Source organism: Paracoccus sediminicola, assembly GCF_027912835.1.
In the GTDB taxonomy this organism is placed as follows: domain Bacteria; phylum Pseudomonadota; class Alphaproteobacteria; order Rhodobacterales; family Rhodobacteraceae; genus Paracoccus; species Paracoccus sediminicola.
On sequence record NZ_CP115769.1, the window covers coordinates 58,426 to 84,277 of the forward strand.

Below are 25,852 nucleotides of genomic sequence, written 5' to 3' on the forward strand. Positions count from 1 at the left end.
ATGCCCGACTTTACCACTCATCGCCACCCGGTTCTGGCCGTTGGGTGCCCGACCTGCTGTAAGCCGCCGGGGGTGTGGTGCCGCCGCCCGAGCGGCCACCGCGCGGGCGATCTTCACCAGGGTCGAAAGGCCGAGGCTGACCGCGTGTTCATCGCACAGCATGGCGACACTGCCAGCATCCTGCGTACCGCCGCCGGCTGGCAAATCGACCCGCGCGGCCGCATTCGCGATTAGCCACACCATCCGGGCCGGGCGCCGCCGTCATATGGTCGCGCATGTCCCACACGGATCATTGCCCTTGCCACGTCCTCGCCATCGAGGGCGAGCCTTGCCAGACCGCGCCCATATCGGTCCAGTTCCGGCGCGATCCTCAATTCTGCCCGCTGCGCGGCAGCGAGGCGCCCGCGCAGCGCATCTCTTGCCGCCCGCGCCGCCGCCAGTTCAGCCGGGCATTGCGGGCTGAACAGTTCGGGAGTATCCAGTCCTTGCAGCCGGATGCGCTGACCCTGCCATCGGATCGTGTCCCCATCGACTACCTGAATTTCGGCAGGGTCAACGCCCATTGGTGCCCGACAGCCGGTGACAGCCAGGGCCAGCCCTGTCATCATCACCACTGTCTTGACCCATCCGCCGCTCATTACTGCATCCTCTCAAGCCCTGGCTGTCACCATTTGCCCGGATTTCGGGCTGGTCGTCGAAGCCAACCACCCCAAAATCCGGGCCGGCCCTTCGGGCCGAGCCGCGCTTCGCGCGGCGATCGCCAGCCCATCATCAAAGATCGCGCCCGGCTGTTAACCTGGCCGTCGCTGCCGCGCCGGCCAGGGCCGGGCAGCACACCACATACGGTCTTGTCATTCTACCATGCGGTTCAAGGACGGCGCCGGGCAAGCCCGGCTTGCAAGCGCCCGTGCCGGGCGTCCCTGACCTCGCATGTCCGTCTGCCGGCGACCGTGCGCGGCGGGCATTTGCCTTTCGCGGGACACGGTTTCATCCTATATTACCATCAAGGAGACCATTCATGACCGACGCCGATGCAATCAAGCACGAAGCCGAAATCGCAAACCTGAATGCGAACACCGCAAAGCTTCAGGCCGAAATGTCGAAACTGCTGGCCGAAGGCAAGCAGATCAAGGTCAGCACCTTCCTTGCCCCCTTCCTGGCCGCCGCGGCCGTCATGGGCGGCGGCGCCGCCCTCGCCCGCCTTTTCTTCATCGGCTCATGAACTCAGCGGCGGCCAGCAGGCCGCCGCTTTCCTTCGTCACCATATCCGGTACCGCTGCCTCTACCTGTTCAACGGGATCGGCTAGTCGCGCCTACGCGCGCCAGGGGCCGATCCCGTTGAACAGGTGGTTGAGCATGTCGCCGGCGCCAAGCTGCGCGCCGGGATTGCCTTCGTAAAGCGCATTTGCGCAGGCGTTCAACGCCGATATGCCACCGATCTCGTACAGGGTCTCGCCTGCCCTATACACCTTCATCCGATCATCATGCGAAGCTTGGTGCCAGCCGATCCGATCCTTGAATAACCGATCCATGATCGCCTTCAGCTCCACGAAGGCCGAAAGGACCGCGACCCATTGATCCCGTGTGATACGATCCCGTTCATCGCCGGTTAGTAGCCAGCGCGGATCAATGTCAAACCTGTCCACGGCCCTGGCCACGGTCGACGCGCTCGGGATCCGCTCAAGGCTGATATAGGTCGCAAGCGCCGACCGGCTGATGCCAAGGCTTTCCGCTTGCTCATCCCGGCTAAGTCCAGTTTCATTCAATTTCGTCTCAAGACGAGCACCAATTGCTCCGTAAGCTATTTCCCGATCCATAATTTTCGTCCCGTTTTGTGGATATGTGTCTACAATCGTGGATTAACGTGCAGCGCGCAAGGCAATATACGGGTGGTGTGGGGTGCTTTCGGGAACCTATTCTGTGTCGTCTGGTGGGTAACGGTCAGGAAACACCTCAGCAACTGTCCGTCCAACTGCCGCCGCGAGGGCAGCTTCAATTCTTGCAGAACGGCGGACACCTTGGCTGACGGTTGTCACTGATGCAGGAGTCACGCCAAGATCGCGGGCCAGCTCCGTCATGTTCGTGCCACGAAGGCGCAGCTCTGTTTTCATTCGCTCGTGGGCAACATTAATTTCTGCCAACGTCAGCCAGATCCATCACAAGTCGTCACATTAGAACATCCGCCCGCCATGAAGGCGCAGGTCAAGCAAAGAATGCTGTTGCTGTAAAATTCATACAAAAGTCCGTTGAAATTCCGATGCGCCTCCCCGTCCTCTGTCCGGGGACCGTGCCCTAGGCTTGTCCGGCAAGCCGGCCTGCGCCCCGAGCCGTTCAGGGCGATGCGACCGGCTGCGGCTTCTGCGGTCTGTCTCGTCCCGAGCCAGATCCTCGCGCGCCGGTCCTGGTCGCCCTGCCCTGCCCGTCTCGGCCCATTCGGGTGACGGTCACTGGCGCGGGCGGGGGCACGAAGCGGCGCCAGAGTCTGCAGTCGCTGCCCTGCCTGCCCTCCAGATCGTCATCCCGCCGCCGGGCCATGCCGTCATTCGGGAAGATGCGACTGTTGCCTGCGCCTGGTGATTTCCCCGGCCTCGTTGGATCGAGCGATGCGCCTGCACAACCGCCAGTTCCTGCCGTCTTTTTCGTACGATTGACAGGGATGACGGTCCCGAAGCCATGCGTTCCGTTCATGTGGTTTTTCTATCTGATGAAACCTAGCAGGCAGTCGGGGCAGACCGGCACATGCTGCCATGCGGCATGTGCCTTCAACGACTAATTTCCCCTGGCCTGCGGCCATTCCTCGCGAAAGAAATTAGCCGCTGACAGCCCCTTTCCCTGCCCACTCAGTCGTTTTCATCGAAAAACCCATGGAAAGGAACTTCAAGATGGCTTCTCAAAACTTCACCCTCAAAGTCAAAGCCGGCGAAAAAGACGGCACGACCTTCTGGGATCGCTGCGGCGTGGTCTTCGTGAACACCAACGAGGCCGGGGAAATCACCTCCATCAGCGTTCGTCACAACATGTTCCCGAATGTCGACATGGTGGCCTTCCCGCGTCGGGAAAAAGACGAGCAGGAATAAGGGCAGGCAAAGGGGCGGCGCAAGCCGCCCCTGGACCGTTTCACGAGCCCGGGTCGGAAGCCCGCGCTGATGCGCGGGCTGCTGTCGGCCGGGGGATTCGGCCAGAGGCCGAACGCCCCGGCTATGCGTGGGCCACGTCACGCTGACGCGCGCCGCGTCCTGGATAAAGGGCCTGTTCCGGCCCTCTTTCCAAGGGGTGGGTCCTCGCCATGCTCGCTTCCTCCACCTGCGCCTGGCGGCTTCGGTTCCGTGCAGCTGCGCGTGGCTCCGGTCCCGGCTGCGCCGCCCTTGGAAATTCACCGGCCCGGTTCGCCACCTGGCAAGGCTTCAGGAGAGGGCGCGCTGCGCGCTTCTCGCCTGAAACCTTCGCCCATTATGGGCACCCCGACCGAGGCAAAGACCGAGGCGGGAACCTCGCGAAAAAAGGAGAGTAGAATGGTTCTCTTTGAATTTTACGTCATGACCGACGATGCCGGCATCTGCCGCGATGCCTGCGACGATCTGGAAAGCTGGATCGCGGCCAATGACGCCGAAATCACCGGCTATGTCGATGATCCCCGCGCGCGCAAGGAATTGCAGGGCCTGCCGAAGCTTCACGGCTGGATTGGCCCGATCATTGGCCCCAATGCCTTCGGCCTGACCCCGGTTATTCAATATGCCGATACCTGGGCCGTCCGCGAACTCGACCGCGTGGGGGCATGAACATGGCCGCTTTCGACAAGCCCATCACCGCCAGCTTTGACCTGGCCGAAATCTCGGCCATCCTCGCCGGCCTGCGGTTGCTTCAAGGTTCCAACCGGGTGCCGGCGCCGATCAACCAGATCATGACTAATGGCGGCGACATTGGCCCGCTGTCAGTGGATGAAATCGACGCGCTTTGCCAGCGCATCAACGGCGGGGATATGTGATGATCCCCTATTCCGTCCTTCAATCCGATCATCAGCCCGGTGCTTTCGTGATCACCGTGGTCAGCGCACGCGCGGCCCAGATCTATGCCCGCCTGCTGGCCGAACGCTTTCCCGGCAACAAATTCGCCATTCAGGAAGGCGGTGCATGGGGCGCGCCCGATTGCCACCCTTCCATCCGCGATAGCGCCCGTTCGTTCGAGGTGGAACGTCTCGCGGCGACCATGCTCAAGCGGGACGCAGAAACCAACCCCGAAGGGCTGGCGAAGTGGCACGTCTATTTCCTTCGCCGCCCCGATACCGCAGCGACAACCCGCTGCCGCGCCTATGCCGATCATGACACGGCGATGCGCGGCCGCACCTTTTCAAGCCCCGACTATCTCGGAACCGCAATTTTCTATGGCGATCTGCCAACCCCGCATGACCTCGGCGTCATGCTGGAGGATTTCCAAGCCAGCAAGGAGGCCATCGCATGAGCCCCATTTCCTTCAACGGACTTTCGGCGGGGGATAGCCCCGCCAGCTTCCGGCGCTTCTGTGTTTCGCCCGTGCGGATCGAGCGCGGCAACCACTATGATGAGGCCATCGAGGTTTGCCCCCCTGCGGAACGCGCCTTCTGGTCGATCTATGGCGACACCGGCCAAGGCTGGCAGCTTGTCCATGATGCCCAGGACGGCGAGGCTGGCCGCGCCCTGCTGGCGCTTGAGGTCGCGACCGGCGCACCCGTCCACTATGTCGATTGCGACTGGCGCAGTACCGGCGGGACTGTCGCGGGGCTGGCCGACCGACTGGCCGAGCGCATCCATGACGAGATCCCCGGATATGATGGCCCCGAGGATTTCCGCGATGACGATTTCGAAAATCATCCGCTGGCCGAGCTGCGCGAACTGCTGCTGGATGCCACCAACGGGGAGGATCAGAAATGAACGCCCCGCTGTCCTTCAATGCAGGGGCGCTTGTCGCGCCCCTCAACATCGAGGCCATTTGCATGATGCGCGAACGCGCGCTGTCCGAGATGGAAGAGGCTATTGCCGCTATTGCGAAGGGCTACGCCCTCGCGCGCGGCGCGGCCGAGACCGCCAAGGGCGCGACCGCCGGTCACGCCTCTTACCTGCACTACGACGACAACCAGACCGTCGAAAAATCCCTCTATCCCGATTTCGACACCGAAAAGACCTTCGCCACCTACAAGCGCACCCTGGATGCCGCAATCTGGCGCCGCATCGTCGAGGAAACCCGCCTCAAGGAAATCATGGACCGCACCGAACGCGACCAGCTCGACAAGCAGATGGCCGCGAACGACATGCCGGAACCGACATTCGAGACGATCCGGGCCACCCTCGCCCGCCTGACCGGCGAGGCCAACCTGATCTTTCAGCGCGGCGTGGCGCGCGCCTTCGCGTCACTGTCGCCCGCCTTCAAGAGCCACGACGCCTTCAAGATCAACAAGCGCATGATCTTCGAATGGGTGTTCAGCGAAGGGGGGTACTGGTCCTATTCTGGACATGGCGAACAGTTGCGCCGCACCTTGGCCGACGTTGAGCGGGTGTTTTCGCAGCTTGCCGGCAACCGCAGCTATGGCGCGCTTGAACGTGCCATCGGGCTCAGCCGCCGCGGCGGCTATGGCGCACGGCAAAGCGAGGTCGAAAGCGAATATTTCCTCGCCCGCACCTTCAAGAACGGAAACCTGCACCTCTGGATCAAGGATGAAGCCCTGTTGCGGAAGGTGAACCGCGTGCTGGCCGATTATTACGGCGAGGTGCTGCCCGACGCCGCCGGCGCCGAGGCGCAGCCCGCCGATTTCCGGCCGGGCACCGCGCTTGCAAAGGATCTGGCCTTCTACCCGACCCCGGCCGAAGTCGTCGACTACCTGCTTGACGGGCTGCGGATCGAACCAAGCGAAAAGGTCCTGGAACCAAGCGCCGGCATCGGCGCGCTCGTCCGCCCCCTGCTGGCGCAGGGCGCAAACGTCGACGCGATTGAGGTCCATCCTGACCGGGCCGAGGTCCTTCGCGGCATCGCCCATCCTGCTCTGAGCGTGAAATGCGCGAACTTCCTGAAGCTGCCCGCCCGGCCAATCTATGATTGTGTCGTCATGAACCCGCCATTCTATCATACGACCTGGGCCGATCACGTCCGGCATGCCTTCGACTTCCTGAAGCCGGGCGGCGAGCTGCGCGCGATCCTGCCCGCCTCTGCCGAGGTCGGCAGCACCGCAAAGCACGAACGCTTTCGGGCATGGGCCGAGAGCCATGCCCCGCGCGGCTGGCGGCGCGGTCTCTGGCGAGACCTGCCGGCCGAGAGCTTCGCCAGTGTCGGCGTGCGCATCAATACGGTGGTCCTCACCCTGACAAAGTGATACCGTTCCCTAACCTTTTTTCGCGAAAAGGCACTTTAGCCCCGCTTCGGCGGGGCATTTTTCTTTGGAGGCGTTTCATGATGATTTTCGTATTTCTCGTTGGCACAGCGGTTGCGCTGCTTGGTTTGTGGCTCACCTGGAAAAGCCCTAACGAAACAAAGGCTCCAAAGTACATTGCAGTTATCGGGCTGGTGATGATGTGTATTCCGTTGGCCGACTGGCTTTTGACAGATGGGCAGGGCCATGGAGCCACCAGCACGGGTTATGACGAGTGCATAGCTGACGGAGGCTCCTGGCTAGGAGGATCATGTATGCCAATGGTCGGGTCCGACTGACCTTGCTCGCAGACAGTGCCCGGCACCTGAAATCACCACCCGCCGACCGCCGCTTTCCGTGGCATGTCGTCGTCTTCGGTCAGGTCAACAGCGGGCGGCAGCGCGTTTTGCCGGCCGGTGGCGGTACATTGCCGTCGCAGCTGGATCCGGCGCCACATGGCTGTTCTCCTTTGCTTCCCAACTGTGACCCTGGGCCGAAGCGGCTGGCGGGCGGTGCGCCTCATGCCCCCGGCATGATCCGCCCCTTCAACAGCTAATTTCCCCTGGCCTCTGGCCATTCCTCGCGAGCCAAATTAGCTGTTGACCACCACCCTTATGCTTCGACCCCAAACAGGTTCACATAAGCAAAGGAGAACAGCCATGAGCATCACCGTCTATTCCAAGCCCGCCTGCGTGCAATGCACCGCCACCACCCGCAGCCTCGACGCAAAAGGCGTCGCCTATACGGTTGTTGACCTGACCGAAGACGACGACGCACTGCGCTTCGTCGAAAGCCTGGGCTATCGGCAGGCCCCCGTGGTGATTTCCGGCCCCGATCACTGGTCCGGCTTCCGCCCCGATCTCATCGCCGCCCTCTAGGGCGGCTTTGCCGGCCCTTCGCCCATCACCTTCTTCAAATATCCTCGGGGTGAGCCGCTTCAGCGGCGAGGGGCAGACAGCCCCTTTTCTTTCTGCTTGTCGGTTACCGTATTGTGGAAAGCGTTTCGCGGGTTCTGATGTAGCTGCCATCATTCCTTTGGGCGCCTCCCCGTCCTTCGTCCGTGGACCGTGCCCTAGGCTTGTCCGGCGCGCCGGCCTGCGCCCCGAGCCAGTCAGGGCGATGCGACCGGCTGCGGCTTCTGCGGTCTGTCTCGTCCCGAGCCAGATCCTCGCGCGCCGGTCCTGGTCGCCCTGCCCTGCCCGTCTCGGCCCATCCGGGTAACGGTCACTGGCGCGGGCGGGGCGCCGTCGAACCGGCGTCAGGGTCCGCAGTCGCTGCCCTGCCTGCCCTCCAGCTCGTCATCCCGCCACCGGGCCATGCCGTCATTCGGGACAAAGACGAGCAGTATTAATGGCAGGCAAAGGGGCGGCGCAAGCCGCCCCTGGCCCGTTTCACGAGCCCAGATCGGAAGCCCGCGCCGGTGCGCGGGCTGCTGTCTGCCGGGGGATTCGGCCGGAGGCCGAACGCCCCGGCCATGCGTGGGCCACCTCACGCTGACGCGCGCCGCGTCCTGGATAAAGGGCCTGTTCCGGCCCTCTTTCCAAGGGGCGGGTCCTCGCCATGCTCGCTTCCTCCACCTGCGCCTGGCGGCTTCGGTTCCGTGCAGCTGCGCGTGGCTCCGGTCCCGGCTTCGCCGCCCTTGGAAATTCACCGACCCGGTTCGCCACCTGGCAAGGCTTCAGGAGAGGGCGCGCTGCGCGCTTCTCGCCTGAAACCTTTGCCCATTATGGGCACCCCGACCGAGGCAAAAGACCAAGGCGGGAATGTCGCGAAAAAAGGAGGCCACAAATGGCAACTTTCGATCTTTACCAGACCATCACCGACCAGATCATCCGCAGCATCGAGGCTGGCACGCCCGCATGGCGTAAGCCATGGACCGGCGAAGCGGGCGGCTCGCCCTTTCCGCGCCGCGCCAATGGCGAACACTATCGCGGCATCAATGTGCTGATGTTGTGGCTGGCCGCCGAGGAAAACGGCTATCGCAGCGCCTATTGGTTCACCTATCGCCAAGCTCAGGAAGCAGGCGGGCAGGTCCGCAAGGGCGAGAGATCATCAACCGTTGTGAAATATGGCACGTTTGAGCGCGAGGACGAAGCCACCGGCGACGACAAGCGCATCCCCTACCTGAAAGCCTATCGTGTTTTCAACGCCGAGCAGATCGACGGATTGCCGGAAGAGTTTCAGGCAAAGCCTGCCGATCCCGCCCGCGATCTTGGCACCGAAGCCTATGCCGAGCTTGACGCTTTCTTCGCCGGGACCGGCGCAGATATTCGCCACAGCGACGAGCCGCGCGCCTATTATGTCCCAGCTGAGGATTACATTCACATGCCGCTCGTGGCGACTTTTCACAGCGCCGGCGGGTACTACGCCACCCTCGCCCATGAGGCCACCCATTGGACCGGCCACAAGTCGCGGCTCGATCGCTTTGGCCGCTTCAATGACCGTAAGGCCCATGCGTTCGAGGAGTTGGTGGCCGAGGTGGGAAATTGCATGGTTTGCGCAAGTCTCGGGCTGACACCGGATTTCGACCAGTCAGCCGCCTATCTGAAAAGCTGGCTGCGGGCATTGGCCGACGACAAGCGCCTGATCTTCAAAGCGGCATCGGAAGCACAGAAGGCCGCCGATTGGTTGCTGAAAGCCGCGTCGACTGATGAGGCCGACGCGACCGAAGACAGGGCCGCCGCGTGAGCGGCCCATCGGAGGGAATGCCATGTTCTATGAATTGCGCGACCACCCCGACGATCTGCCAATCCGCTGCGAAACGCTGGCCGAGGCCAGGCGCCGCGCGCGCAGTCGAGCCGAGAGGTTCGGCTTTGCGATCCTGATCTATGAGGTCAACCCTTTCATTGGCGAGAAGCTTCTGGAAGAGATCGGCTGACAAGAACCGCCGCCTTCGGGCGGCGGGCTCGCCTTCGGCCTCGCCAAGTGGCCATGGTACCGCCGGCTTCTATCGCGCTGCGGCTCGCCCTGCCCCGATCAGCTCGTGCCGCCCGTTTCCATGTCGTTCAGCTCCAGCAGCACCGCCACGCGATCCTCGGGCTCCAGTTCCGCCAGCATCCTTTGTGCCAGGCGGGCGGCACCTTTCCGGCCAAGCGGATATTCCGCCAGCTTTCGGCCAGCGGCAATGAAATAGGCGCGCAGCTCCTCGAATGTCGCCAGCGCGGCCCAGGACGCCGCCTCATCGTCATCATCGACCAAGGCGACCAGCGGAACGCCGGCACGCCATTCTTCCAGAATAACGCCCATCACCACGACCGCATCCGTTGGATCAGCATCATAGACTGCCTTCACCAATTGCTGCACTTTGATTAGTCGCTCCGACATGTGCATCTCGTCCCTCCGTCCGCTATGGGCGCGGCCTTTCGCTTTGCCCGGAAAACCTCAGTTTTTCCGGGCAAAGCGGGAGGGCGAAGCCCTTCCCGCGGCCCTGGGGCTGTCGGTCAAGGGGTCTGGAAGGCGGGGTGGTGCGGCCCGCAGCCGCGTGCGGCGAGGACACGGCCCGTCTGGAAGACGACGCCGAAGGCGGCGCCGGCCCCTTGACGGGCAGAACCAGGGGTGCTGGCGGACAGATCATGCAAATGAAAAGTCGTCGCGCCGGGAATGAGCACGGGCTCTGCCCGTGTCGATCCCCGGCGCGTCACCCGATCACCGCGGGCCGCGCATACGCGCGGACCTCACAAGCATATATGGTCCACACCAGCACCGAGATCGCCATTAGGGGTGTTAGTGGGGGTTAATTCGCCCCGGTCGACTAGTGACCTTTGCCAGTAAGCCATGTGTCGAAATGCGGCAGAAACTGCGCCCGCACCCATCGCGACATCGGGGCCTCGATCCCGGTCATGGCCTCCGGATCGATCTCTTTCGCCAACCGTTCATACGCAGCCTGGCTGATCATCATCGAGGTGTCAAACTGATGGCTGGCATCCGTCATGCGATCGCTGGGCATCTCGCTGTATTCGATACCGGCCTCGATCCTCTCGATCAGTTGCGGACGTAACTCGCCCATGGCCTTGCGAAACACCGCGCTTACCGGACAGCGGGCCTTTTCCGCCCAGGCTGTTGCCCGTTCGGCCAGGTCGGACGGGCAGCGGAATGTTGCGCGCAGCTTTACCTTCGGCCCCCTGCCCGCTTCGCCCGGCGCCTTCATGTCCTCAGTGGTTTTGCGAGCCTCTGCGGGTGCGGAACTTTCAGACGCGGCATCTGGTTCAGACGCCGTGATCGGTGCGGAAATCGGCGGCTTCGCCGGCTTATCTTGCGGGGTGTCGGCTGGTTTCGGTCTCGGGGTTAATGCTGATTTCTTCGCGGATGGTTTCGGCGCGGGCTTCTCGGCCGGTTGCGGCGCAGCCACTGGCTTTGCCACATCGAGACGCGCCGCGAAACGGTCATCTCGCTTGAGAACCAACCCGCGTGCCTTGAGATTGGCCATTACGCATTCTCCTTGATGATCGTGTCGAACTGGTCGAGCAATTCGCCCATTTCGGTCAGGCCTGGTACGATTGATTGCACGAGGCTTCGGTTCGGGTGCTTGTCACGGATGACGCCCAGAAGCCCGGTGTCGTTCATGCGCTCGTAGCAGGCCCGGTCCAGCACGAAATCTTCCAGTGTCGGCAGCGTCTCGAACATGATCGCGATCTGCGTCTTCGCGGATTCGCTGATAGATTTGCCGACATGGCTTCCGACCACACGGAAAGGCGGCACATGATCGGGATCATCGACGCGGGTTTTCAGTTTTTCATGCCAGATGCCGGTTGAAGTGGTGTCGCGCACATCCTGCGATGACAGGCGGCAGGGCGAGACGATCAGATGCGCGGTCATCGCCATTTCGTCATGCGCTTCTGATCCACCGCCGAAAGTATCGATCAGGATCAGGTGATTCTCGTCCGGCCCTTCGTATAGCGCCTGAATGTCCTCAAGCACCTTCTCGGCGCTCAATGTGCCGATCACATTGATCCGGTCATGCCAATAGCCCTGGCTGCGCGCTTCGTTCATCCATTCAGCGATGCCCTGGTTACTGTCAGTGTCGAAGATCGTCACACGCTCGCCTCGGTCGATGGCCACAGAAGCAAGACCGCGCACGAGCGTCGACTTTCCGCAGCCGCCTTTCTTGTTCATGACTGCGATGATTCGTCTGCCTGTGCCCATAATGCGCTATCCGTTCTGCGTGATGCGGTGTCCGTGATGCGTAACACGATAACCGAAAAGCGCCGTACTGCAAACGTTATGCGTTTTCCGTGGTACGAAATACGTCAAGCAATATACGGCACGCGGGATACGCGTTCCAAATTGCTACATGCACCAAGCGACATGCGCCAAGCGACATGCACCAAACGCCATGCACCAAACGCCATGCGCTAAACGACATCCGCCAAACGCCATGCACCAACCGATATGCACCAACCGACATGCACTAACCGACATGCACTAACCGACATGCACGGTGCAACAAGCAACATCCGTAAAACGCACCGCGCGATCCGTTGTGGGTGCCGGCGACTAGGCCGCACTGAGAGGGCGCTTGGGGCTTGCTGGCGGGTTTTGGCTATCACCCCTGCGGCTTAGCCCTGAATGGCCCTCTGACGGCCCGCTGCGCGCGCCTGAAGCGGTGTCGCGGTGGCGACACTTCCTGAGGGGGTGAGTAAACGGGCCATATGTGCCGCACCGAGCAACCGCAGCGATCGCCTCAATCGACGCAGCCTACGGCCGCGATTTCCGATTGTTTGGTGGGCGATCTTGGGTTACTCTGGCACATATGGGGAAGTGGCAGGAAATGCGGAATGTATACAAGCCGTCTGACCGCCATCGTCAGGAGACTATTGATGGCGCGTAAATCGCTGACGAAAGACCAGAAGGCAGAGGCCATCCGCCAGTTGAAGGCGGGCGGGGCTGTTTCCACGGTTGCTGACGCGGTTGGTGCCGCGCCTGAGGCGATCAAGAAGGAAAAGGCCCTGAAACTGCGTCAATCCGAGGCGACCACGACCTATGGAAGTGTCGTTACCGTGCGGCTATCCCCCGAGGAGGTGCACCAGTTGGACAGGCTGAAAGGGGTTCTTGGCACAGAAAGTCGTTCCGATGTGCTGCGCACCTTGCTGCGATCCAGCGTCGGGATGCTCGAATTTCCGGCCGAGCAGGCCTCGGAGCTTGAGGCAATCAAACACGAGCTTCACAAGATTGGCGTCAACATCAACCAGATCGCCTTTGCTGCCAACACTCGGAAGATCAAGCTGGCGAAGGGTCAGATGCACGCCCTGGACGATTTGCGGCTCACCATGCCGAAGGTGCGCACCTTCCTTCAGGCGGTCGTTGCTGAGCAGCGCCGGCGTGGCGTTCGGCTCTTCAAGGCATTTATCGAGGGTGAGGCATGAGCCGGGTTGGACTGGCAAAGGCGCTGATCGGCGAGATCGAGTTTCCGATCTGGCAGGGCGGGGCGGGTATGCTGGCCTTCCAGCAGGCCGAGGTCGCGCGCGAGTTCGACAGGTTCATGACCCCGAAGCCGAAATTTTCCGGGCGGGCGGCGGGCCTGTGGCGCGTCGCCCAGGGCTCGAATGCGGTGGTGCTGAAGAAGATCCACAATGGCGGCACGCACACCGGAAAGCAGCTTGGCAACCAGCTGGATTACCTCTTTTCCAAGGCAGCGGCGGTGTTCGGCAACATGGCCGATCTGGACCCGCGCGCCCGGACGCTGAACGGCGATCAGCGCAAGGTGATCGTCGATCAGTGGTCTGACGAATGGACCGGCGATCCGAAGAACGGCCATACCACGCATCTGCTGGTTTCCTTCCCCTTCGATGTGAGCGGGGAGCGCGGCCGGCCAGTGGTCGAAGAATGGTGCATGGAGATGTTCCAGTCCGGTCTGCATTCGGATGGCGAGGAATGGGCCTATGTTGCGGCCCTGCACACCGATCGGGTCAACAGGCATGTCCATGTCGTCGTGAACAACCGGGGCCTGGAGAATGGCGACTGGTTCTATATGGCGAAGGACCACGCCTTTAATCTGGATTTCATGAAGGAACGGCTGGTCGAGATCGCCGCCGGGCAGGGCATGTTTCTGGACAAGAGCAGCCGCCTGGACCGGGGCGTCCTGACCTATGGGCCGTCACGGGCCGAGATCGAGCGGGCTGCGCGTGAAGGCCGTGAGCCCGTCGAGGCCCGCCGCCAGGGCAGGGCGCTCAGCGATGCCCTCGATCACATTCAGCGCAATATCGAGACGCTGCGCAGTCTCGCGGTCGTGGCCACGCTCATCAGCGACGAGGACCTGGCCCGGAAGATCGAGGCCGCAGCCGACCTGCTGGAACAGGGCGGCATCATCAATCACCGAAATCAGGAGATCGTCATGGACCTCGATACCATCCGCAATCGCGGCGATCTGGCCAATGCCTTCGGGAACTGGCTGGATGAAAGCGAGAAGGACATTTCGCGCCTGCCCGTGCAGGAGCAGCGCGAAATGCGTGAGGAACTCTACGGTATTGCCTCGGAGATCGTGCGCGATCTGGGCGATGATCGCGGCGCGCAGCTGATGCACCATGCCCCGCGCACCCCGGTCTATCAAGTGCAGATGGACGGAGATCGCATCACCATCGAGGACAAGCACAAGGTCATCGGGCCGGATGGCTCAAAGGAAATGACGGCGCAGATCGGCGCGGCCGCAGAGAAGGCAGGTCTCGATCCGATCGTGATCCAGTCCCGGATGGTGACCGGAGCCGCAAATGCCTGGCAGGAGCGCGAATGGATCAAGGCCGATATCCTGGCTGTAGCCGACGCGAAGAAGATCGATCTGTCTTCCGAGGAAGGGCGGGGCAGGGCGGCCGATCTGGTCGATACCTTCTATGCGGCGGCTGCCCGCACGATTTCCCGCGCGGTACCGATCGAGCAGGAAGCCACGAGTGACAAGCTGACCCGCGCGCTGTCCGCCATGGCCGATTCCCATGCCCAGCACGGCAAGGTCGAGTTCCAGAATGACGAGCATGCCGCCCGCTTCGGTTTCGACTTCCGCGAACGTTATGGCGAGAATGCCATGGCGCGGCTCGCGACGGGTGACACCAACGCCCTGGCCGTTGACTTCCCTGATGCGGGTCAGCGTCGGGCGATCGCGCGGGCTGTGGCCGCGGCGGGCGAATCCCATCAGTCAGTCGGCATGACCCTCGCCCAGACCCGGCAGGTCAAAGAGAAGATGGCCGAGCAGGAGGCCGACGAGCATCACGTCTCGCGCAATAAGGATCTCGGTCACGAGTTGTAATCGCATCACCGATTGCACGGCCGGTCGGCAAGATATACATTATCGACGATGTGTATCATTCAAGGCGGAGCCCAAATCATGCAGATCGCGAAATGGGGTAATTCTCTGGCCGTCCGCCTGCCTGCGCGGATGGTCCAGGAACTCGGGCTTAAGGCGGGCGACGAGATCGAAATCACGGCCACTGATGCCGGGCATTTTCAGGTGCGACGCCGCCGCGACCCCGAAGAAATTCTGGCACGCTTGCGCGAGTTTCGCGGGTTGATGCCCAAGGGCTATCGGTTCGACCGGGACGAGGCGAATGCCAGGTAGGTTCTTCGACACGAACATCCTGCTTTATCTTCTCTCCGACGACCGAGCCAAGGCAGACATTGCCGAAGGGCTATTGCGTGACGGCGGAACGGTCAGCGTGCAGGTGCTGAACGAGATCGCGAATGTCACGCAGCGGAAGTTCAAGATGAGCTGGTCGCAGAGCGATGAATTTCTGCTCATGATCCGTGAATTTGTGACCGTTGAGCCATTGACCTATGAGACCCATGATCTGGGCATAGCCCTGGCGCGGAAACACACGCTGTCTGTCTATGACGCGATGATCGTCGCGGCCGGGTTGCTGGCAGGCTGCGACACCGTGCTTTCCGAGGACATGCAGGACGGGTTCAGGGTGGCTGACAGGATCACGATCCGTAATCCATTCGCCGCGCAAATATGATCCGCGCAGCTATCTATAATGGATCGCCATGTGATCACCCGTCCAGCTTAGGTGCAGGGTCGGCGTGTTTTCCCTCGCTGGCCTATGAAAGTTTGGGCGGAAAGCGGAAGTTCGCTGCGGACGCAAACGGACTAAGGCTCCACCCGAAACCGGACGTTCGAGACGCACCTGAATAGATAACCATATTTGGTATACAGTGGTTCTTGACCATCGATCATCAACACGCCTAAATTTTCCCGCCAACGCCCTTGAACTTTTCAACGAACGCAGAGATGCGTGTGGAACACATCTCGTTTTTTGGTCAAGTATTGTGGATTGAGCGGGCTCATTTTCGGTAGGATCGAGTTCAACTCCGTGCCGTTTTCGCTCGCATATTCGCGCTTGACCGACGTCGCGGTGTAGCGCTTGGCGGCATCCGAGTTCAATTTTTCATCCGCTATCAGTTCTTCCGCTTCCCGGCGTTGCTCGGCTTGTGCGAAGGCAAAAAACGCCTCAATCACCCCGGCCTTGTCCCCCAGTTCGTCAAGGTTTATCTGATTGATGGAATCGACGATGAGACTTTCTTTCGCGCGGTTGCCAATACAGGCGCGGATGACACGGCGAACTTCGCCAACGAGCTCTGATTTGCTCTTCGTTTTTTTGTTGTGCTCGAAGATTAGCTCGAGGATGTAATCCAGATTGATTTCCAGCCAGTTCCACATGATGCCGCACAAGCGGAAAGGATTTTTCGAAAGGAACAGGACAGGCCGCAACGGGCCATGCAGAAATGGCGGTCCCCGAACGGACACCGCCGCTGAGCTGATGTGTCTGCGGTGCGCTCTTCAAATCCAGTAGTGTGGAACGCCATAATGATCGTGCGTTCGGCGCTCCCAGTCTCGGTCCGCATACCAGTTGTCGTTACGGGCAGGCGCACCCTTTACCTCTTGCTCGGTGATGTCCGTCATGAAGCCGTTTCTGGACGTATCGTAACACAGCTTTCCCCACGGGACCGGATGATGGTCTTCGCCGAGCCCCAGAAAACCGCCAAAGCCCATCACGGCGTAGCCGACCCTGCCGGCTTGCTTGTCGATCATGAGGTGGTCGATTGTGCCGATGTGGGCACCATCGTTACCATAGACGTCGGTCCCGTCCACATCGTCGGATGAGACGAGACTTGCATGTGCGGAATTGTCCATTTGATCTTCCTCATTTTACTGCGGGACGAACCGAGAACCATACCGCCGGGTTCCGCCCCGCGTGTCCAGGATGGCGGCATTTTGCCGGAGTCGATTTGGAAATGGTATCTTTCAATTCTCTGCAAAAGCCTGAAGCGCGTCGATCACGCCATCGCTCAGGCTCTGCAAGCTGTCCTGGACCTGCGCCGCCGGGCAATCCGCCTCCAGCCGCGCGGCCATATCAGCCATCGAGAAGCTGTTAGCCCCCTCCAGGTCCTTCAATTCGTCCCATGTCACCGGCACGGCCACGGGGGCGCCGGGGCGGGCGCGCAGGGAATAGGGGGCGATTGCCGTCGCGCCGCGTTCGTTGCGCAGCCAGTCGATGAAGACGCGCCCCCGGCGTTTCGATTTCGACATGGTGGCGGTGTAACGGTCGGGCGCGCGCGCCGCCATCACATGCGCGAAGGTCTTGGCGAACAGTTTAACACTGTCCCAGCCGCGGGTGCGCCGCAGTGCCAGCCAGACATGCACGCCCTTGCCGCCGGTGACGATGGCACCGCTTTGCAAACCCAGACTTGCCAGCGTATCGCGCACATCGAAGGCCGCCTCCTGCACATCGGTCCAACCCAGCCCCTCGTCGGGATCGAGATCGAACACCAGCCGATCGGGACGTTCCAGCCGGTCGGTCCGCCCACCCCAGATGTGGAACTCGATGCTGCCCATCTGCGCGGCGGCGATCAGGCTTTCGGTCCGCGTGGCATAGAGGTAATCGGCGCTGTCGCCGTCGCTTTCCTCGACGCTGACGCGCGACAGTTCACCGGGCATCCCGCCGACATCGTGCTTCTGGAAGAAGCACGGATCGGAAATGCCGGACGGGCAGCGATAGAGCGACAGGGGACGGTGTCCGGCGAGCGCGATCATGCGTTCGCCGACCTGCGCGTAATGCCGCGCCACGTTGCCCTTGGTGCAGCCTGCGTCGGGGAACACGGGGCGGTCCGCATTGCTGATGCGGATGCCCTGAACGGTGGTTTCGGTATCGTCGGTCATCGGTGCCTCTAGTCGCACGTCGTCGGCTTTCTTGTCGTCGCGCAGGCCGAGGAAGCTGGCATGACGCACATAGCCGTCGCCGGTGAATTCGGTGAACTCGACCTCGGCCACCAGATCGGCGCGCACCCACTGCGCCTCCCGCGCGATGTCATCCGGGACATCGTGGCAGGGCGGATTCTTGCGCGCGGTCATCGCCCGGGCCACGGCCTCCATCACAGCGTCGGAAAACCCGGTGCCGACCCTGCCCTTGTAGCGCAGCGCGCCACCCTCGTGGCTGGCCAGAAGCAGCGAGGCAAAGGGCCGCCCGGCCTTGTCGGACGGCGAATAACCCACGATCACGAATTCCTGTCGGCGGGTGCATTTGACCTTGCGCCACGCCTTGCTGCGGGTGCTTCGATAGGGGGCGTCAATGCGTTTGCTGATGATCCCCTCCGCACCCGCCTTGCAGGCATTGGCGAACACCTCTGGACCCTTGCCGACGATATGTTCGCTCAGCCGCAGGGGGCCGCCGGAGGGCGCACCCGACAGCAACTTTGCCAGACGTTCGCGGCGTTCGATCTGAGGCAGCTTGCGCAGATCCTCGCCGTCGATGCGCAAGAGGTCGAAGGCAAAGAAGACCAGCGCGTTGCCCTGTTTCAACGCCTTCTGGAGCGAGGAAAAGGCCGAGCCGTGGATGCGTGCGGCCATCACCTCGCCGTCGATCAGGGCGGCGTCGCAGTGCAGGGGGTCGAACGCGCCGTCCAGTGCGTGAAACCGATCGGTCCAGTCCTTGCCCGACCGCGTATAGAGCCGCATGCCACCCTTGCCGAGTGCTGCAAGGCAGCGGTAGCCGTCGAACTTGGTCTCGTGCAACCAGTCGTCGCCCTCTGGGGCTTCGGCCACCATCGTGGCAAGCTGCGGCTTGACGAAGGCGGGGCGCTTGCGGCAGCGGTCGGGGGCGGGATCGGGCGGAGCCTTGGCGGGCGCGTCCTCGGCGATCTGCGTCATGTTGCGGCCGGTCTTGACCGAGACCGCCTTGCCCTTGGTAAAGCCGTCCGGGTTGCCCTCGGCGTAATCGTCGCGCTCCTTGATCAGCAGCCAGTTCTCGCGCGTCTCATTCGGTTTCCCGCGCATACGCACCAACGCCCAGCCGCCCTTCATCCGCTGGCCTTGCAGGGTGAATTTCAGCTTGCCGTCGCTCAGCCCCTTTTCGAAATCCTCCTGCGGCACCCAGCCGCCGGTGTCCCACAGCATCACCGTGCCGCCGCCATATTCGCCGTTCGGGATCGTGCCCTCGAAATCGCCGTAGTCCAGCGGATGGTCCTCCGTCCGCACCGCCAGGCGCTTTTCGCCCGGATCGGGCGACGGCCCCTTCGTGACCGCCCAGCTAAGCAGCACGCCGTTCCATTCAAGCCTGAAGTCGTAGTGCAGGCGCGAAGCCGCGTGTTTCTGCACCACGAAACGGCGTTTCGCGCCTCCCGCCCCCACCTGACCGCGCGGCTCTGCGGTGCGGGAAAAATCCCGCTTCGCGTTGTAATCGGCCAGCGGATCGGGGGATTTCGCCATCTAGGACGCCTTCTTGGCCGGTTTCTTTTTCTTCTTGCCGTCGGCGTCCTTCAGGCTCTGTTTCAGCGCGCTCATCAGATCGACCACATTGTCGCCGCCCCCGCTGTCATCGTCCGTGCGCACGCGCGGGGTCTTCTTGTTCCTCATCTTCGCGTCCAGCAGGTCCTGCATCGCCTCGGCATACTTGTCGTGATAGGCGCTCGCATCAAAGGGCGCGCTCTTGCGGTCGATCAGGGAGGTGGCGACCTCCAGCAACTCCTTGTCGACCTTCTCGTCCTCGATATCGGTGAAGATCTGATCGGCCTCGCGCAGCTCGTCCTCGTAATGCAGCGTCTCCATCAGCAGCCCGTCGCCGCAGGGTTTGACGGCGGCCAGATATTCCTTGCCGCGCATCGTCACCTGCCCCAGACCCACCTTGCCCGCGGCCCGCAACGCATCGCGCACCACGCGGTAGGCATCCTGCGCCAGATCGTCCGAGGCGGTGATGTAATAGGGCTTGTCGAAATAAAGCGGCGAGATTTCGCAGGCATCGACGAATTGCACCAGTTCGAAGGTCTTTTTCGTCTCCAGCTTGATCGCGTCGATCTCGTCCGGGTCGAGCAGGATGTATTCGTCGTCATCGACCTCGTAGCCTTTTACGATGTCCTCGGTCTTGACCGGGCCGATGCCGGGCAAGGATTTCTCGTAGCGGATGCGCTTGCCAGAAGGCTTGTGGATCTGGCGGAACGACACCCGCGCACCGGATTTGGTGGCCGAGAATATCTCGACCGGGATGGAAACCAGCGACAGGCGAAGCTGTCCCTTCCAGAGTGCGCGCGGTGCCATGTCGGTCCTTCTCCCTGCAGGATGCGCCGCCATGATCGAAGACGGGATGCCTAAAGATATAGATCGAAACCGACAATTGTTCCACATTCCGGTTCGGTCAGGAAGGGTATCGTGCCTGCAAGTATCGAAACACCATGGGTAGTGCCCCACCGGTTGGTGTAGGAGGCCGCGCGCGGAGCCCCTGGCGTAGCGCAGCGCGCGGCCGGGTGTGACGCTGGCGGCCATCGTCGATCTTCGGGCAGGTTCGGGTTGCGAGACCTTGAACCAAGAACGGAGATGACGATGACCGACGACAGAATGACGCTGATCGAGCTGGTTGAGAAGCAGGCTGACGGCGACCTCGTCCGCGAGATGCTGGCCTTCGCGGCCGAGCGGATCATGGAAGCGGAGGTAGAAGAGCGAACCGGCGCCGCGAAGGGCGCACGTTCGCCCCTGCGGGAGGTTCAGCGGAACGGCTACCGGGACCGGGACTGGGACACCCGTGCCGGGCGGATCGCGCTGGAGATCCCGAAACTGAGAAAAGGGAGCTACCTGCCCAGCTTCCTGGAGCCGCGCCGCACAGCCGAGAAGGCGCTCGTGGCGGTGATTCAGGAGGCCTACGTCCAAGGTGTTTCCACGCGCTCCGTGGACGATCTGGTGAAGGCCATGGGCGCGGGCGGCATGTCGAAGAGCCAGGTCAGTCGCCTCTGCGTCGAAATCGACGAGCGGGTGAACGCCTTCCTCTCTCGCCCGCTGGAAGGAGCCTGGCCGTATCTCTGGCTCGACGCGACCTACGTGAAGGTGCGTGAGGGCGGACGGATCGTCAGCCGCGCTGTGATAATCGCCGTCGCGGTCAACGAGGACGGCAAGCGCGAGGTTCTCGGCGTCGCCACCGGTCCTTCCGAAGCAGAAACGTTCTGGACCGACTTCCTGCGCTCTCTCGCAGACCGTGGCCTGCGCGGTGTGAAGCTGGTCGTAGCCGATGACCACAAGGGGCTGCGGGCTGCTGCGCGGCGAGTGTTCGATGCAACGCACCAGCGCTGTCGCGTTCACTGGATGCGCAACGCGCTCGCCCATGCTCCGACCAAGCAGCGCACGGCTGTGGCAGCCATGCTGAAGACGATCTTCGCCCAGGAAAACAAGGCGGATGCCGAAGCCCAATGGGAGGTCGTCGCGGACGCACTGCGCGAGAAGCAGGCGAGGCTCGGCACCCTCATGGACGTCTCGCGCGACGACGTGCTCGCCTACATGGATTTTCCCCGCGAGCACTGGGCTCAGATCGCGTCGACAAATCCACTGGAGCGGGTGAACCGGGAGATCAAGCGCAGGTCTGACGTCATCGGCATCTTCCCGAACGACGAGGCAATCATCCGGCTCGTCGGCGCGCTGATGCTTGAAACCAATGACGAATGGACGGTTGCGCGGAGATATATGTCTCTTGAAAGCCTCGCGCGCGTCACCGACAATCCCGACATCAGGCTGTCCGCCGTGGCGACCTGATCAGCTTTGGACCTCTCCGAAGGTCGGCGCTCTTACACCATCCCCCGGGGCACTACCACACCATGTTTCGCAGACATCGCCGCAATCGCATCGAGCGCTACCTCCCCGCATTCGAACAGCCATTCAAGGGTGTCTGCCTCCGCCATATCTGCGGGCGCAAAGCTCAACCACTGGGCGCAGGCGAACTCCGGCAGGACAAGTATGTGACCTCCCCGAGCCACCGTCTGTGCGACCCGCATTTCCAGTGCAGCAAGCCAAACCTGCAAATCCGGCACCACCGGTTCAAGATTGGCGGCCCAGAAGTCGATCAAGACAAATTCCATGGATTTTTCCAGTTTGGAAGGAGGGTGAGCGGTCTGGCAGATCTTCCGACGCTCGAGACAAGCTCGGACGTTCGTTTGAGGTCGCAGACGGCTTTCAATCAGATTGGTAGGCATGACTTTACGTCTCGTCGCATCAATCTAGATGGAAGCTATGGAATATTAACCGGCGTAGGATCTGCTTTGGTCGATATTAGCCTGTCTGCGCGCGCACCAATCCCTTGGAGAAACACAAATGTCTGAAAAATCACCGCAATTTCGTCCCTCAATCGAGACGCAGAAATCAAATGAGACGACTGAGCGTCGCGAAAAAACGGGGCAAGGCGGCGAAACGCATCAGCAGTCATCCGATGGCGCGCGTTTGACCACATCGCAGGGTGTGCCGGTTTCGGACAATCAGAACACGTTGAAAGCGGGGCCGCGGGGTCCAGCCTTGCTCGAGGACTTCCATTTCCGCGAGAAGATGTTTCATTTCGACCACGAGCGTATCCCCGAGCGGGTGGTGCATGCCCGGGGCTATGGCGCGCGCGGATATTTCGAGACAACCGACCCGATCCCGGAGCTTACGTCCGCGCATCTTTTGCAGGAGAAGGGCCGCAAGGTGCCGGCATTCGTCCGGTTCTCGACCGTGGCGGGCAACAAGGGGTCGATGGATCTGGCCCGCGATGCACGCGGATTTGCCGTGAAACTCTATACCGAGGAAGGCAACTGGGACATCGTCGGCAACAATATCCCGGTGTTCTTCATCCAAGACGCGATGAAGTTTCCCGATCTGGTGCATTCGGTCAAGGAAGCGCCTGATCGCGCCTTTCCCCAGGCGCAATCGGCGCATGACAACTTCTGGGATTTCATCTCGCTCATGCCCGAAGCCATGCACATGGTCATGTGGACCATGTCGGACCGGGGCATTCCGCGGTCGTTCCGGTTCATGGAGGGGTTCGGAGTTCACACATTCCGCTTCGTCAACGCGGAGGGGGAGAGCCATTTCGTCAAGTTCCACTGGAAACCCAAGCAGGGTCTGCAATCGGTCCTGTGGGACGAGGCGGTCAAGATCAATGGCGCCGATCCCGACTTTCACCGACGCGACCTGTGGGGAGCCATTCAAGCGGGCGATTTCCCGGAATGGGAACTGGGCGTGCAGGTGTTTGACGACGCCTTTGCCGACACGTTCGACTTCGATGTGCTGGATGCGACCAAGTTGATCCCCGAAGAGGACGTGCCCGTGCGTATAATCGGGCGGCTTGTGCTGGACAGCGTGGTCGACAACTTCTTTGCCGAGACGGAACAGGTCGCGTTCTGCACCCAGAACATCGTGCCGGGCGTCGACTTTACCAACGACCCGCTGCTGCAGGGGCGGAATTTCTCCTATCTCGACACACAAATCAAACGTCTGGGTGGTCCAAACTTTACTCATATCCCCGTCAATGCGCCGAAATGTCCCTTTGCGCATTTCCAGCAGGACGGCCACATGGCGATGCACAACCCGGCGGGCCGCGCCAATTACGAGCCGAACAGTTGGAAGGATGGCGGCCCCCGCGCCGATCCGGAGAGCGGTTTCACGTCGTTCCCAGAAGCCGTCGAGGGTGAGAAGCGCAAGGTGCGTGCAGAGCTGTTCGCCGATCACTACAGTCAGGCGCGGCAGTTTTACCAAAGCCAGACCGAGGTGGAGCAGGGCCACATCGCCGACGCGCTGATCTTCGAGCTGTCGAAATGCGAGGTGCTGGACATCCGCGAGCGTGTCGTGGCGCATCTGCCGAACATCGACCCTGATCTGGCGCAGATGGTCGCAGATGGGCTGGGTTTTGACAAACTCCCCAAGGCCCACACGCCTCGGCGCGACATGGTCGAGGGTCTCAAGCCATCGGACGCGCTTTCGATCCTCAAGAACGGGCCGGACAACTTTAAGGGCCGCAAGCTGGGGATCCTCGTGACAGACGGGATCGACGGTGATCTGCTGGCTTCACTTCGAGACGCTGTAAAGGATGCGGGCGGCATGGTCGAGATCGTCGCGCCGACCATCGGCGGCATCAAGACGTCCGACGGTAAACGCGTGCCGGCCGATCAGAAAGTCGATGGCGGGCCATCCGTGCTCTATGATGCTGTGGCCGTGATGGCATCGGCAGACGGGATCAAAAAGTTGAAGTCCATGCCCCCGGCCAAGGGCTTCGCTGCCGACGCGTTTGCACATGCGAAGTTCATCGCACTCGCTGGTGAAGCCGAGAAATTGTTTCACGCAGCGGGAGTCGGCGATTTCGATGACGGCGTATTCCGGATTGCGAAAAAGGGCGACTGTGCGGCTTTCATCAAAGCTTGCGGGAAACTGAGATTCTGGCAGCGCAAATGAAGAGCTTCTTTGCCGCTAGTGTGTGACCGGCGGCAAGAGACCCGACGATCAGCGCCCGATCCTATCCATACTCCAGCCCACCGAGAAACCAGGTAGGATGGTGGACAGGAAGATCGTCAGCGCGGTGATGATCCACAGGTCAGAGATATGCGGCAGATCGGCATGGCTGGTCGCATAGGCCAGATAGTAGATCGATCCGATCGCGCGCACCCCATAGACGGCAACCACCGCCCGGTCGGAACGGGCTAACGCCCTTGCCGTCAGGGATACCCATCCCGCCAGCGGGCGCAGCACCACGATCAGCAGCACCGCGATGGCGACATGGTTCCAGGTCAGGTCCGCTGCCAGAGCGGGGAGCAGGCCACCCAGGGCAATCAGCAGAAGCGCCGTCAGGGCGTCTTCGATGGATTCCGAGAAATCGTGCAGATGCCGATGATAATGGTGTTCGCTCTCGATACGCCTCAGCGACAGGCCCATCGCGGCCACGGCGATGAAACCGTAGCCCTCGACCAGTTCGGTTGAGCCATAACACAGGAACACCCCGGCAATCGCGATCACCCCGGAGCCGGTATCGGCCAGCCGGGTTTCGCGGGGCAGGTTGAACAGGATCTGGCCCAGCAGCCAAGCCCCGGCCCAGCCCATCGCGGCCCCGATGGATATCCGGTAGATCACGTCTTCCAGCAGCCAGCGCAGACCCCAGTCGCCGGGGGCCAGACCCTGCGCGATGACGAGCAGGCCGAGGTAGACGAAGGGAAAGGCCAGCCCGTCGTTCAGTGCGGCCTCCGTGGTCAGGGCAAAGCGCACCGGATGCTCCTGTCCCTCTTGGGGTGGTCCGATCTGCACATCGGCGGCGAGAACCGGGTCGGTCGGTGCCAGCACGGCGGCCAGCAGAAGCGCGGAGCCGACGGTCAGCCCACCCAGAACCACGCCCAGGAGCGCGACCGCCGGGATGGTCAGGGGCATCCCGATCACGAGCAGCCGCAGCGTCGGTCCCCATTTCCGCGGCGGACCGAGGCTGTCGACCCGCATTCCGGCGGCGAAGAGCGCGACGATGACGGTGATTTCCGCCACGACCTCCCACAGCAGGGGGGCGCTGCGCGGGTCGGGAGGTGCGGGCAGGCCGGGGACCGTGAGGACCGCAGCGGCCCCGAGCAGGATCATCAGCGGGGCGGCCGCCGGTTCCCGCGAGGAGACCAGCCGCGGAAACCAGCGCGCCAGGATCACGATGCATCCCGCCACCGCGAGGGTCAGGTGATAGGTGCTGAATTCGAAGAAGGCATCGGTTTCCATTTCAGGCGTCGGCAACCCCCTTAAACAGGGCCTCGTCCACATGATCGCCACGCAGCACCGAGATATCGCCCGTTGTCTCCAGCACCACGGCTCGAACGGATGAGAAATCAAGCGCATTGGCCTCCCGCAACTTTGCGATCAGGTCTTCCTCGGCAACACGCGTCGCGCGCAAGGCATCGTGCAGGATGACGCCGTCCTTCATCAGCAGGACCGGCGTATTCTGAACCAGCGCGTCGAGTCGCGGCGACCAGCGTCGCAGCCGCGAGACGCCATACTGGACGGCAAAGAGGCTGGCCATCGCCGTCAGCGTCTGAAGAAATCCCGCCCATTCCTGCGACTGAGACGCCCCGGCCAGAAGCGAGCCCATGGCAACAGTCATGACGAAGTCGAAATTCGTCATTTTCGAGAATGATCGCAATCCGACTACGCGGACCAGCAGGATGATCCAGGTAATGCCGACCGCGCTCAGTAGGGAACCCTTGGCCAACGCATCGAGTATAGGTCCGTCAAAAAACATCAATGTATCCATTGTT

The 25,852-nt window shown here is 62.0% G+C and carries 31 protein-coding genes and 1 pseudogene; 18 read left to right on the forward strand and 14 right to left on the reverse strand.

Annotated elements, in window-relative coordinates; all coding sequences use genetic code 11:
- A complete protein-coding gene (locus PAF18_RS17550) occupies positions 1–234 on the forward strand; it encodes a zinc finger domain-containing protein (RefSeq protein ID WP_147101460.1) in 234 nt (77 codons plus the stop codon).
- Here PAF18_RS17550 and PAF18_RS15895 read toward each other — a convergent pair.
- Positions 231–638, reverse strand: coding sequence for a thermonuclease family protein (locus PAF18_RS15895; protein ID WP_271073617.1), 408 nt, complete (start codon positions 636–638; stop codon positions 231–233). The genes PAF18_RS17550 and PAF18_RS15895 overlap by 4 nt on opposite strands.
- Positions 639–1,018: 380 nt before the next feature.
- Between PAF18_RS15895 and PAF18_RS15900 the strand changes: the two genes are divergently transcribed.
- Positions 1,019–1,222 carry a hypothetical protein gene (locus PAF18_RS15900; protein ID WP_090525223.1) on the forward strand — a complete coding sequence of 68 codons (204 nt, stop codon included), beginning with the start codon at positions 1,019–1,021 and terminating at the stop codon, positions 1,220–1,222.
- 91 nt (positions 1,223–1,313) lie between these two features.
- Here the strand turns inward: PAF18_RS15900 and PAF18_RS15905 are convergent, their stop codons facing one another.
- Both PAF18_RS15905 and PAF18_RS15910 read right to left on the reverse strand, forming a co-directional pair.
- A complete protein-coding gene (locus PAF18_RS15905) occupies positions 1,314–1,817 on the reverse strand; it encodes a helix-turn-helix domain-containing protein (RefSeq protein ID WP_271118226.1) in 504 nt (167 codons plus the stop codon).
- A 96-nt stretch (positions 1,818–1,913) separates the two neighbouring features.
- Positions 1,914–2,111 carry a helix-turn-helix domain-containing protein gene (locus PAF18_RS15910; RefSeq protein WP_271118227.1) on the reverse strand — a complete coding sequence of 66 codons (198 nt, stop codon included), beginning with the start codon at positions 2,109–2,111 and terminating at the stop codon, positions 1,914–1,916.
- A gap of 753 nt (positions 2,112–2,864) precedes the next feature.
- Here PAF18_RS15910 and PAF18_RS15915 point away from each other — a divergent pair.
- The 7 genes from PAF18_RS15915 (at position 2,865) to PAF18_RS15945 (ending at position 6,675) form a co-directional block, all read left to right on the forward strand.
- A complete protein-coding gene (locus tag PAF18_RS15915) occupies positions 2,865–3,077 on the forward strand; it encodes a hypothetical protein (RefSeq protein WP_090525218.1) in 213 nt (70 codons plus the stop codon).
- 435 nt (positions 3,078–3,512) lie between these two features.
- A complete protein-coding gene (locus PAF18_RS15920; RefSeq protein ID WP_271118228.1) occupies positions 3,513–3,779 on the forward strand; it encodes a hypothetical protein in 267 nt (88 codons plus the stop codon).
- Between the two features lie 2 nt (positions 3,780–3,781).
- Positions 3,782–3,985 carry a hypothetical protein gene (locus PAF18_RS15925; RefSeq protein WP_271118229.1) on the forward strand — a complete coding sequence of 68 codons (204 nt, stop codon included), beginning with the start codon at positions 3,782–3,784 and terminating at the stop codon, positions 3,983–3,985.
- Positions 3,985–4,458 carry a hypothetical protein gene (locus PAF18_RS15930; protein WP_271118230.1) on the forward strand — a complete coding sequence of 158 codons (474 nt, stop codon included), beginning with the start codon at positions 3,985–3,987 and terminating at the stop codon, positions 4,456–4,458. The genes PAF18_RS15925 and PAF18_RS15930 overlap by 1 nt, the downstream gene beginning before the upstream one ends.
- Complete coding sequence (locus PAF18_RS15935) at positions 4,455–4,907, forward strand: hypothetical protein (protein ID WP_271073543.1); 453 nt, start codon at positions 4,455–4,457, stop codon at positions 4,905–4,907. The genes PAF18_RS15930 and PAF18_RS15935 overlap by 4 nt, the downstream gene beginning before the upstream one ends.
- Positions 4,904–6,340: a DUF4942 domain-containing protein gene (locus PAF18_RS15940; protein WP_271118231.1), complete on the forward strand. Its 1,437-nt coding sequence runs from the start codon at positions 4,904–4,906 to the stop codon at positions 6,338–6,340. The genes PAF18_RS15935 and PAF18_RS15940 overlap by 4 nt, the downstream gene beginning before the upstream one ends.
- Before the next feature lie 77 nt (positions 6,341–6,417).
- Positions 6,418–6,675 carry a hypothetical protein gene (locus PAF18_RS15945; RefSeq protein WP_271118232.1) on the forward strand — a complete coding sequence of 86 codons (258 nt, stop codon included), beginning with the start codon at positions 6,418–6,420 and terminating at the stop codon, positions 6,673–6,675.
- Positions 6,676–6,707: 32 nt separating this feature from the next.
- On the opposite strand, the gene PAF18_RS15950 is transcribed toward PAF18_RS15945, so the two are convergent.
- A complete protein-coding gene (locus PAF18_RS15950; RefSeq protein ID WP_271118233.1) occupies positions 6,708–6,833 on the reverse strand; it encodes a hypothetical protein in 126 nt (41 codons plus the stop codon).
- A gap of 202 nt (positions 6,834–7,035) precedes the next feature.
- On the opposite strand from PAF18_RS15950, the gene nrdH reads away from it, so the two are divergent.
- The 3 genes from nrdH (at position 7,036) to PAF18_RS15965 (ending at position 9,254) form a co-directional block, all read left to right on the forward strand.
- Entirely contained in the window at positions 7,036–7,254 is a 219-nt protein-coding gene (nrdH, locus tag PAF18_RS15955) for a glutaredoxin-like protein NrdH (protein ID WP_271118234.1), read from the forward strand.
- A 910-nt stretch (positions 7,255–8,164) separates the two neighbouring features.
- Positions 8,165–9,064 carry an ArdC family protein gene (locus tag PAF18_RS15960; protein ID WP_271118235.1) on the forward strand — a complete coding sequence of 300 codons (900 nt, stop codon included), beginning with the start codon at positions 8,165–8,167 and terminating at the stop codon, positions 9,062–9,064.
- A 22-nt stretch (positions 9,065–9,086) separates the two neighbouring features.
- Positions 9,087–9,254, forward strand: a complete 168-nt coding sequence (locus tag PAF18_RS15965; protein WP_271118236.1) for a hypothetical protein — start codon at positions 9,087–9,089, stop codon at positions 9,252–9,254.
- 98 nt (positions 9,255–9,352) lie between these two features.
- On the opposite strand, the gene PAF18_RS15970 is transcribed toward PAF18_RS15965, so the two are convergent.
- From PAF18_RS15970 to PAF18_RS15980, 3 genes are all read right to left on the reverse strand, one after another.
- On the reverse strand, positions 9,353–9,700 hold the full coding sequence (locus PAF18_RS15970) for a hypothetical protein (RefSeq protein WP_271118237.1): 348 nt from the start codon (positions 9,698–9,700) through the stop codon (positions 9,353–9,355).
- Between the two features lie 427 nt (positions 9,701–10,127).
- On the reverse strand, positions 10,128–10,802 hold the full coding sequence (locus tag PAF18_RS15975) for a hypothetical protein (RefSeq protein WP_271118238.1): 675 nt from the start codon (positions 10,800–10,802) through the stop codon (positions 10,128–10,130).
- Positions 10,802–11,518, reverse strand: a complete 717-nt coding sequence (locus tag PAF18_RS15980) for a nucleotide-binding protein (protein WP_271118239.1) — start codon at positions 11,516–11,518, stop codon at positions 10,802–10,804. The genes PAF18_RS15975 and PAF18_RS15980 overlap by 1 nt, the downstream gene beginning before the upstream one ends.
- A 674-nt stretch (positions 11,519–12,192) precedes the next feature.
- Between PAF18_RS15980 and PAF18_RS15985 the strand changes: the two genes are divergently transcribed.
- From PAF18_RS15985 to PAF18_RS16000, 4 genes are all read left to right on the forward strand, one after another.
- Positions 12,193–12,738: a ribbon-helix-helix protein, CopG family gene (locus PAF18_RS15985; RefSeq protein WP_176805141.1), complete on the forward strand. Its 546-nt coding sequence runs from the start codon at positions 12,193–12,195 to the stop codon at positions 12,736–12,738.
- Positions 12,735–14,609: a relaxase/mobilization nuclease domain-containing protein gene (locus PAF18_RS15990; RefSeq protein ID WP_090525194.1), complete on the forward strand. Its 1,875-nt coding sequence runs from the start codon at positions 12,735–12,737 to the stop codon at positions 14,607–14,609. The genes PAF18_RS15985 and PAF18_RS15990 overlap by 4 nt, the downstream gene beginning before the upstream one ends.
- A gap of 78 nt (positions 14,610–14,687) precedes the next feature.
- Positions 14,688–14,918: an AbrB/MazE/SpoVT family DNA-binding domain-containing protein gene (locus PAF18_RS15995; RefSeq protein ID WP_090525193.1), complete on the forward strand. Its 231-nt coding sequence runs from the start codon at positions 14,688–14,690 to the stop codon at positions 14,916–14,918.
- Positions 14,908–15,315: a PIN domain-containing protein gene (locus tag PAF18_RS16000; protein WP_090525191.1), complete on the forward strand. Its 408-nt coding sequence runs from the start codon at positions 14,908–14,910 to the stop codon at positions 15,313–15,315. The genes PAF18_RS15995 and PAF18_RS16000 overlap by 11 nt, the downstream gene beginning before the upstream one ends.
- Positions 15,316–15,541: 226 nt before the next feature.
- On the opposite strand, the pseudogene PAF18_RS16005 reads toward PAF18_RS16000, so the two are convergent.
- From PAF18_RS16005 to ku, 4 genes and pseudogenes are all read right to left on the reverse strand, one after another.
- Positions 15,542–16,001 (reverse strand): annotated as a pseudogene (locus PAF18_RS16005) (type I restriction endonuclease subunit R, EcoR124 family); the annotation flags it as partial.
- A gap of 135 nt (positions 16,002–16,136) precedes the next feature.
- Positions 16,137–16,490, reverse strand: a complete 354-nt coding sequence (locus tag PAF18_RS16010) for a PRC-barrel domain-containing protein (protein ID WP_176805139.1) — start codon at positions 16,488–16,490, stop codon at positions 16,137–16,139.
- A 111-nt stretch (positions 16,491–16,601) separates the two neighbouring features.
- Positions 16,602–19,061, reverse strand: a complete 2,460-nt coding sequence (gene ligD / locus PAF18_RS16015) for a DNA ligase D (protein WP_090525189.1) — start codon at positions 19,059–19,061, stop codon at positions 16,602–16,604.
- Positions 19,062–19,886, reverse strand: a complete 825-nt coding sequence (ku, locus tag PAF18_RS16020; RefSeq protein WP_271118175.1) for a non-homologous end joining protein Ku — start codon at positions 19,884–19,886, stop codon at positions 19,062–19,064.
- 282 nt (positions 19,887–20,168) lie between these two features.
- Here ku and PAF18_RS16025 point away from each other — a divergent pair, with 282 nt between their 5' ends.
- Complete coding sequence (locus PAF18_RS16025; protein ID WP_271115968.1) at positions 20,169–21,365, forward strand: IS256 family transposase; 1,197 nt, start codon at positions 20,169–20,171, stop codon at positions 21,363–21,365.
- Between the two features lie 32 nt (positions 21,366–21,397).
- On the opposite strand, the gene PAF18_RS16030 is transcribed toward PAF18_RS16025, so the two are convergent.
- Positions 21,398–21,688: a carbon-nitrogen hydrolase family protein gene (locus PAF18_RS16030; protein ID WP_271118176.1), complete on the reverse strand. Its 291-nt coding sequence runs from the start codon at positions 21,686–21,688 to the stop codon at positions 21,398–21,400.
- A gap of 232 nt (positions 21,689–21,920) precedes the next feature.
- On the opposite strand from PAF18_RS16030, the gene PAF18_RS16035 reads away from it, so the two are divergent.
- Positions 21,921–24,029 carry a catalase gene (locus tag PAF18_RS16035; protein ID WP_090525183.1) on the forward strand — a complete coding sequence of 703 codons (2,109 nt, stop codon included), beginning with the start codon at positions 21,921–21,923 and terminating at the stop codon, positions 24,027–24,029.
- A 48-nt stretch (positions 24,030–24,077) separates the two neighbouring features.
- Here the strand turns inward: PAF18_RS16035 and PAF18_RS16040 are convergent, their stop codons facing one another.
- On the reverse strand, positions 24,078–25,319 hold the full coding sequence (locus PAF18_RS16040) for a cation:proton antiporter (RefSeq protein WP_271118177.1): 1,242 nt from the start codon (positions 25,317–25,319) through the stop codon (positions 24,078–24,080).
- A gap of 1 nt (position 25,320) precedes the next feature.
- Positions 25,321–25,836, reverse strand: coding sequence for a DUF421 domain-containing protein (locus PAF18_RS16045; protein ID WP_090525274.1), 516 nt, complete (start codon positions 25,834–25,836; stop codon positions 25,321–25,323).
- Positions 25,837–25,852: the final 16 nt, after the last annotated feature.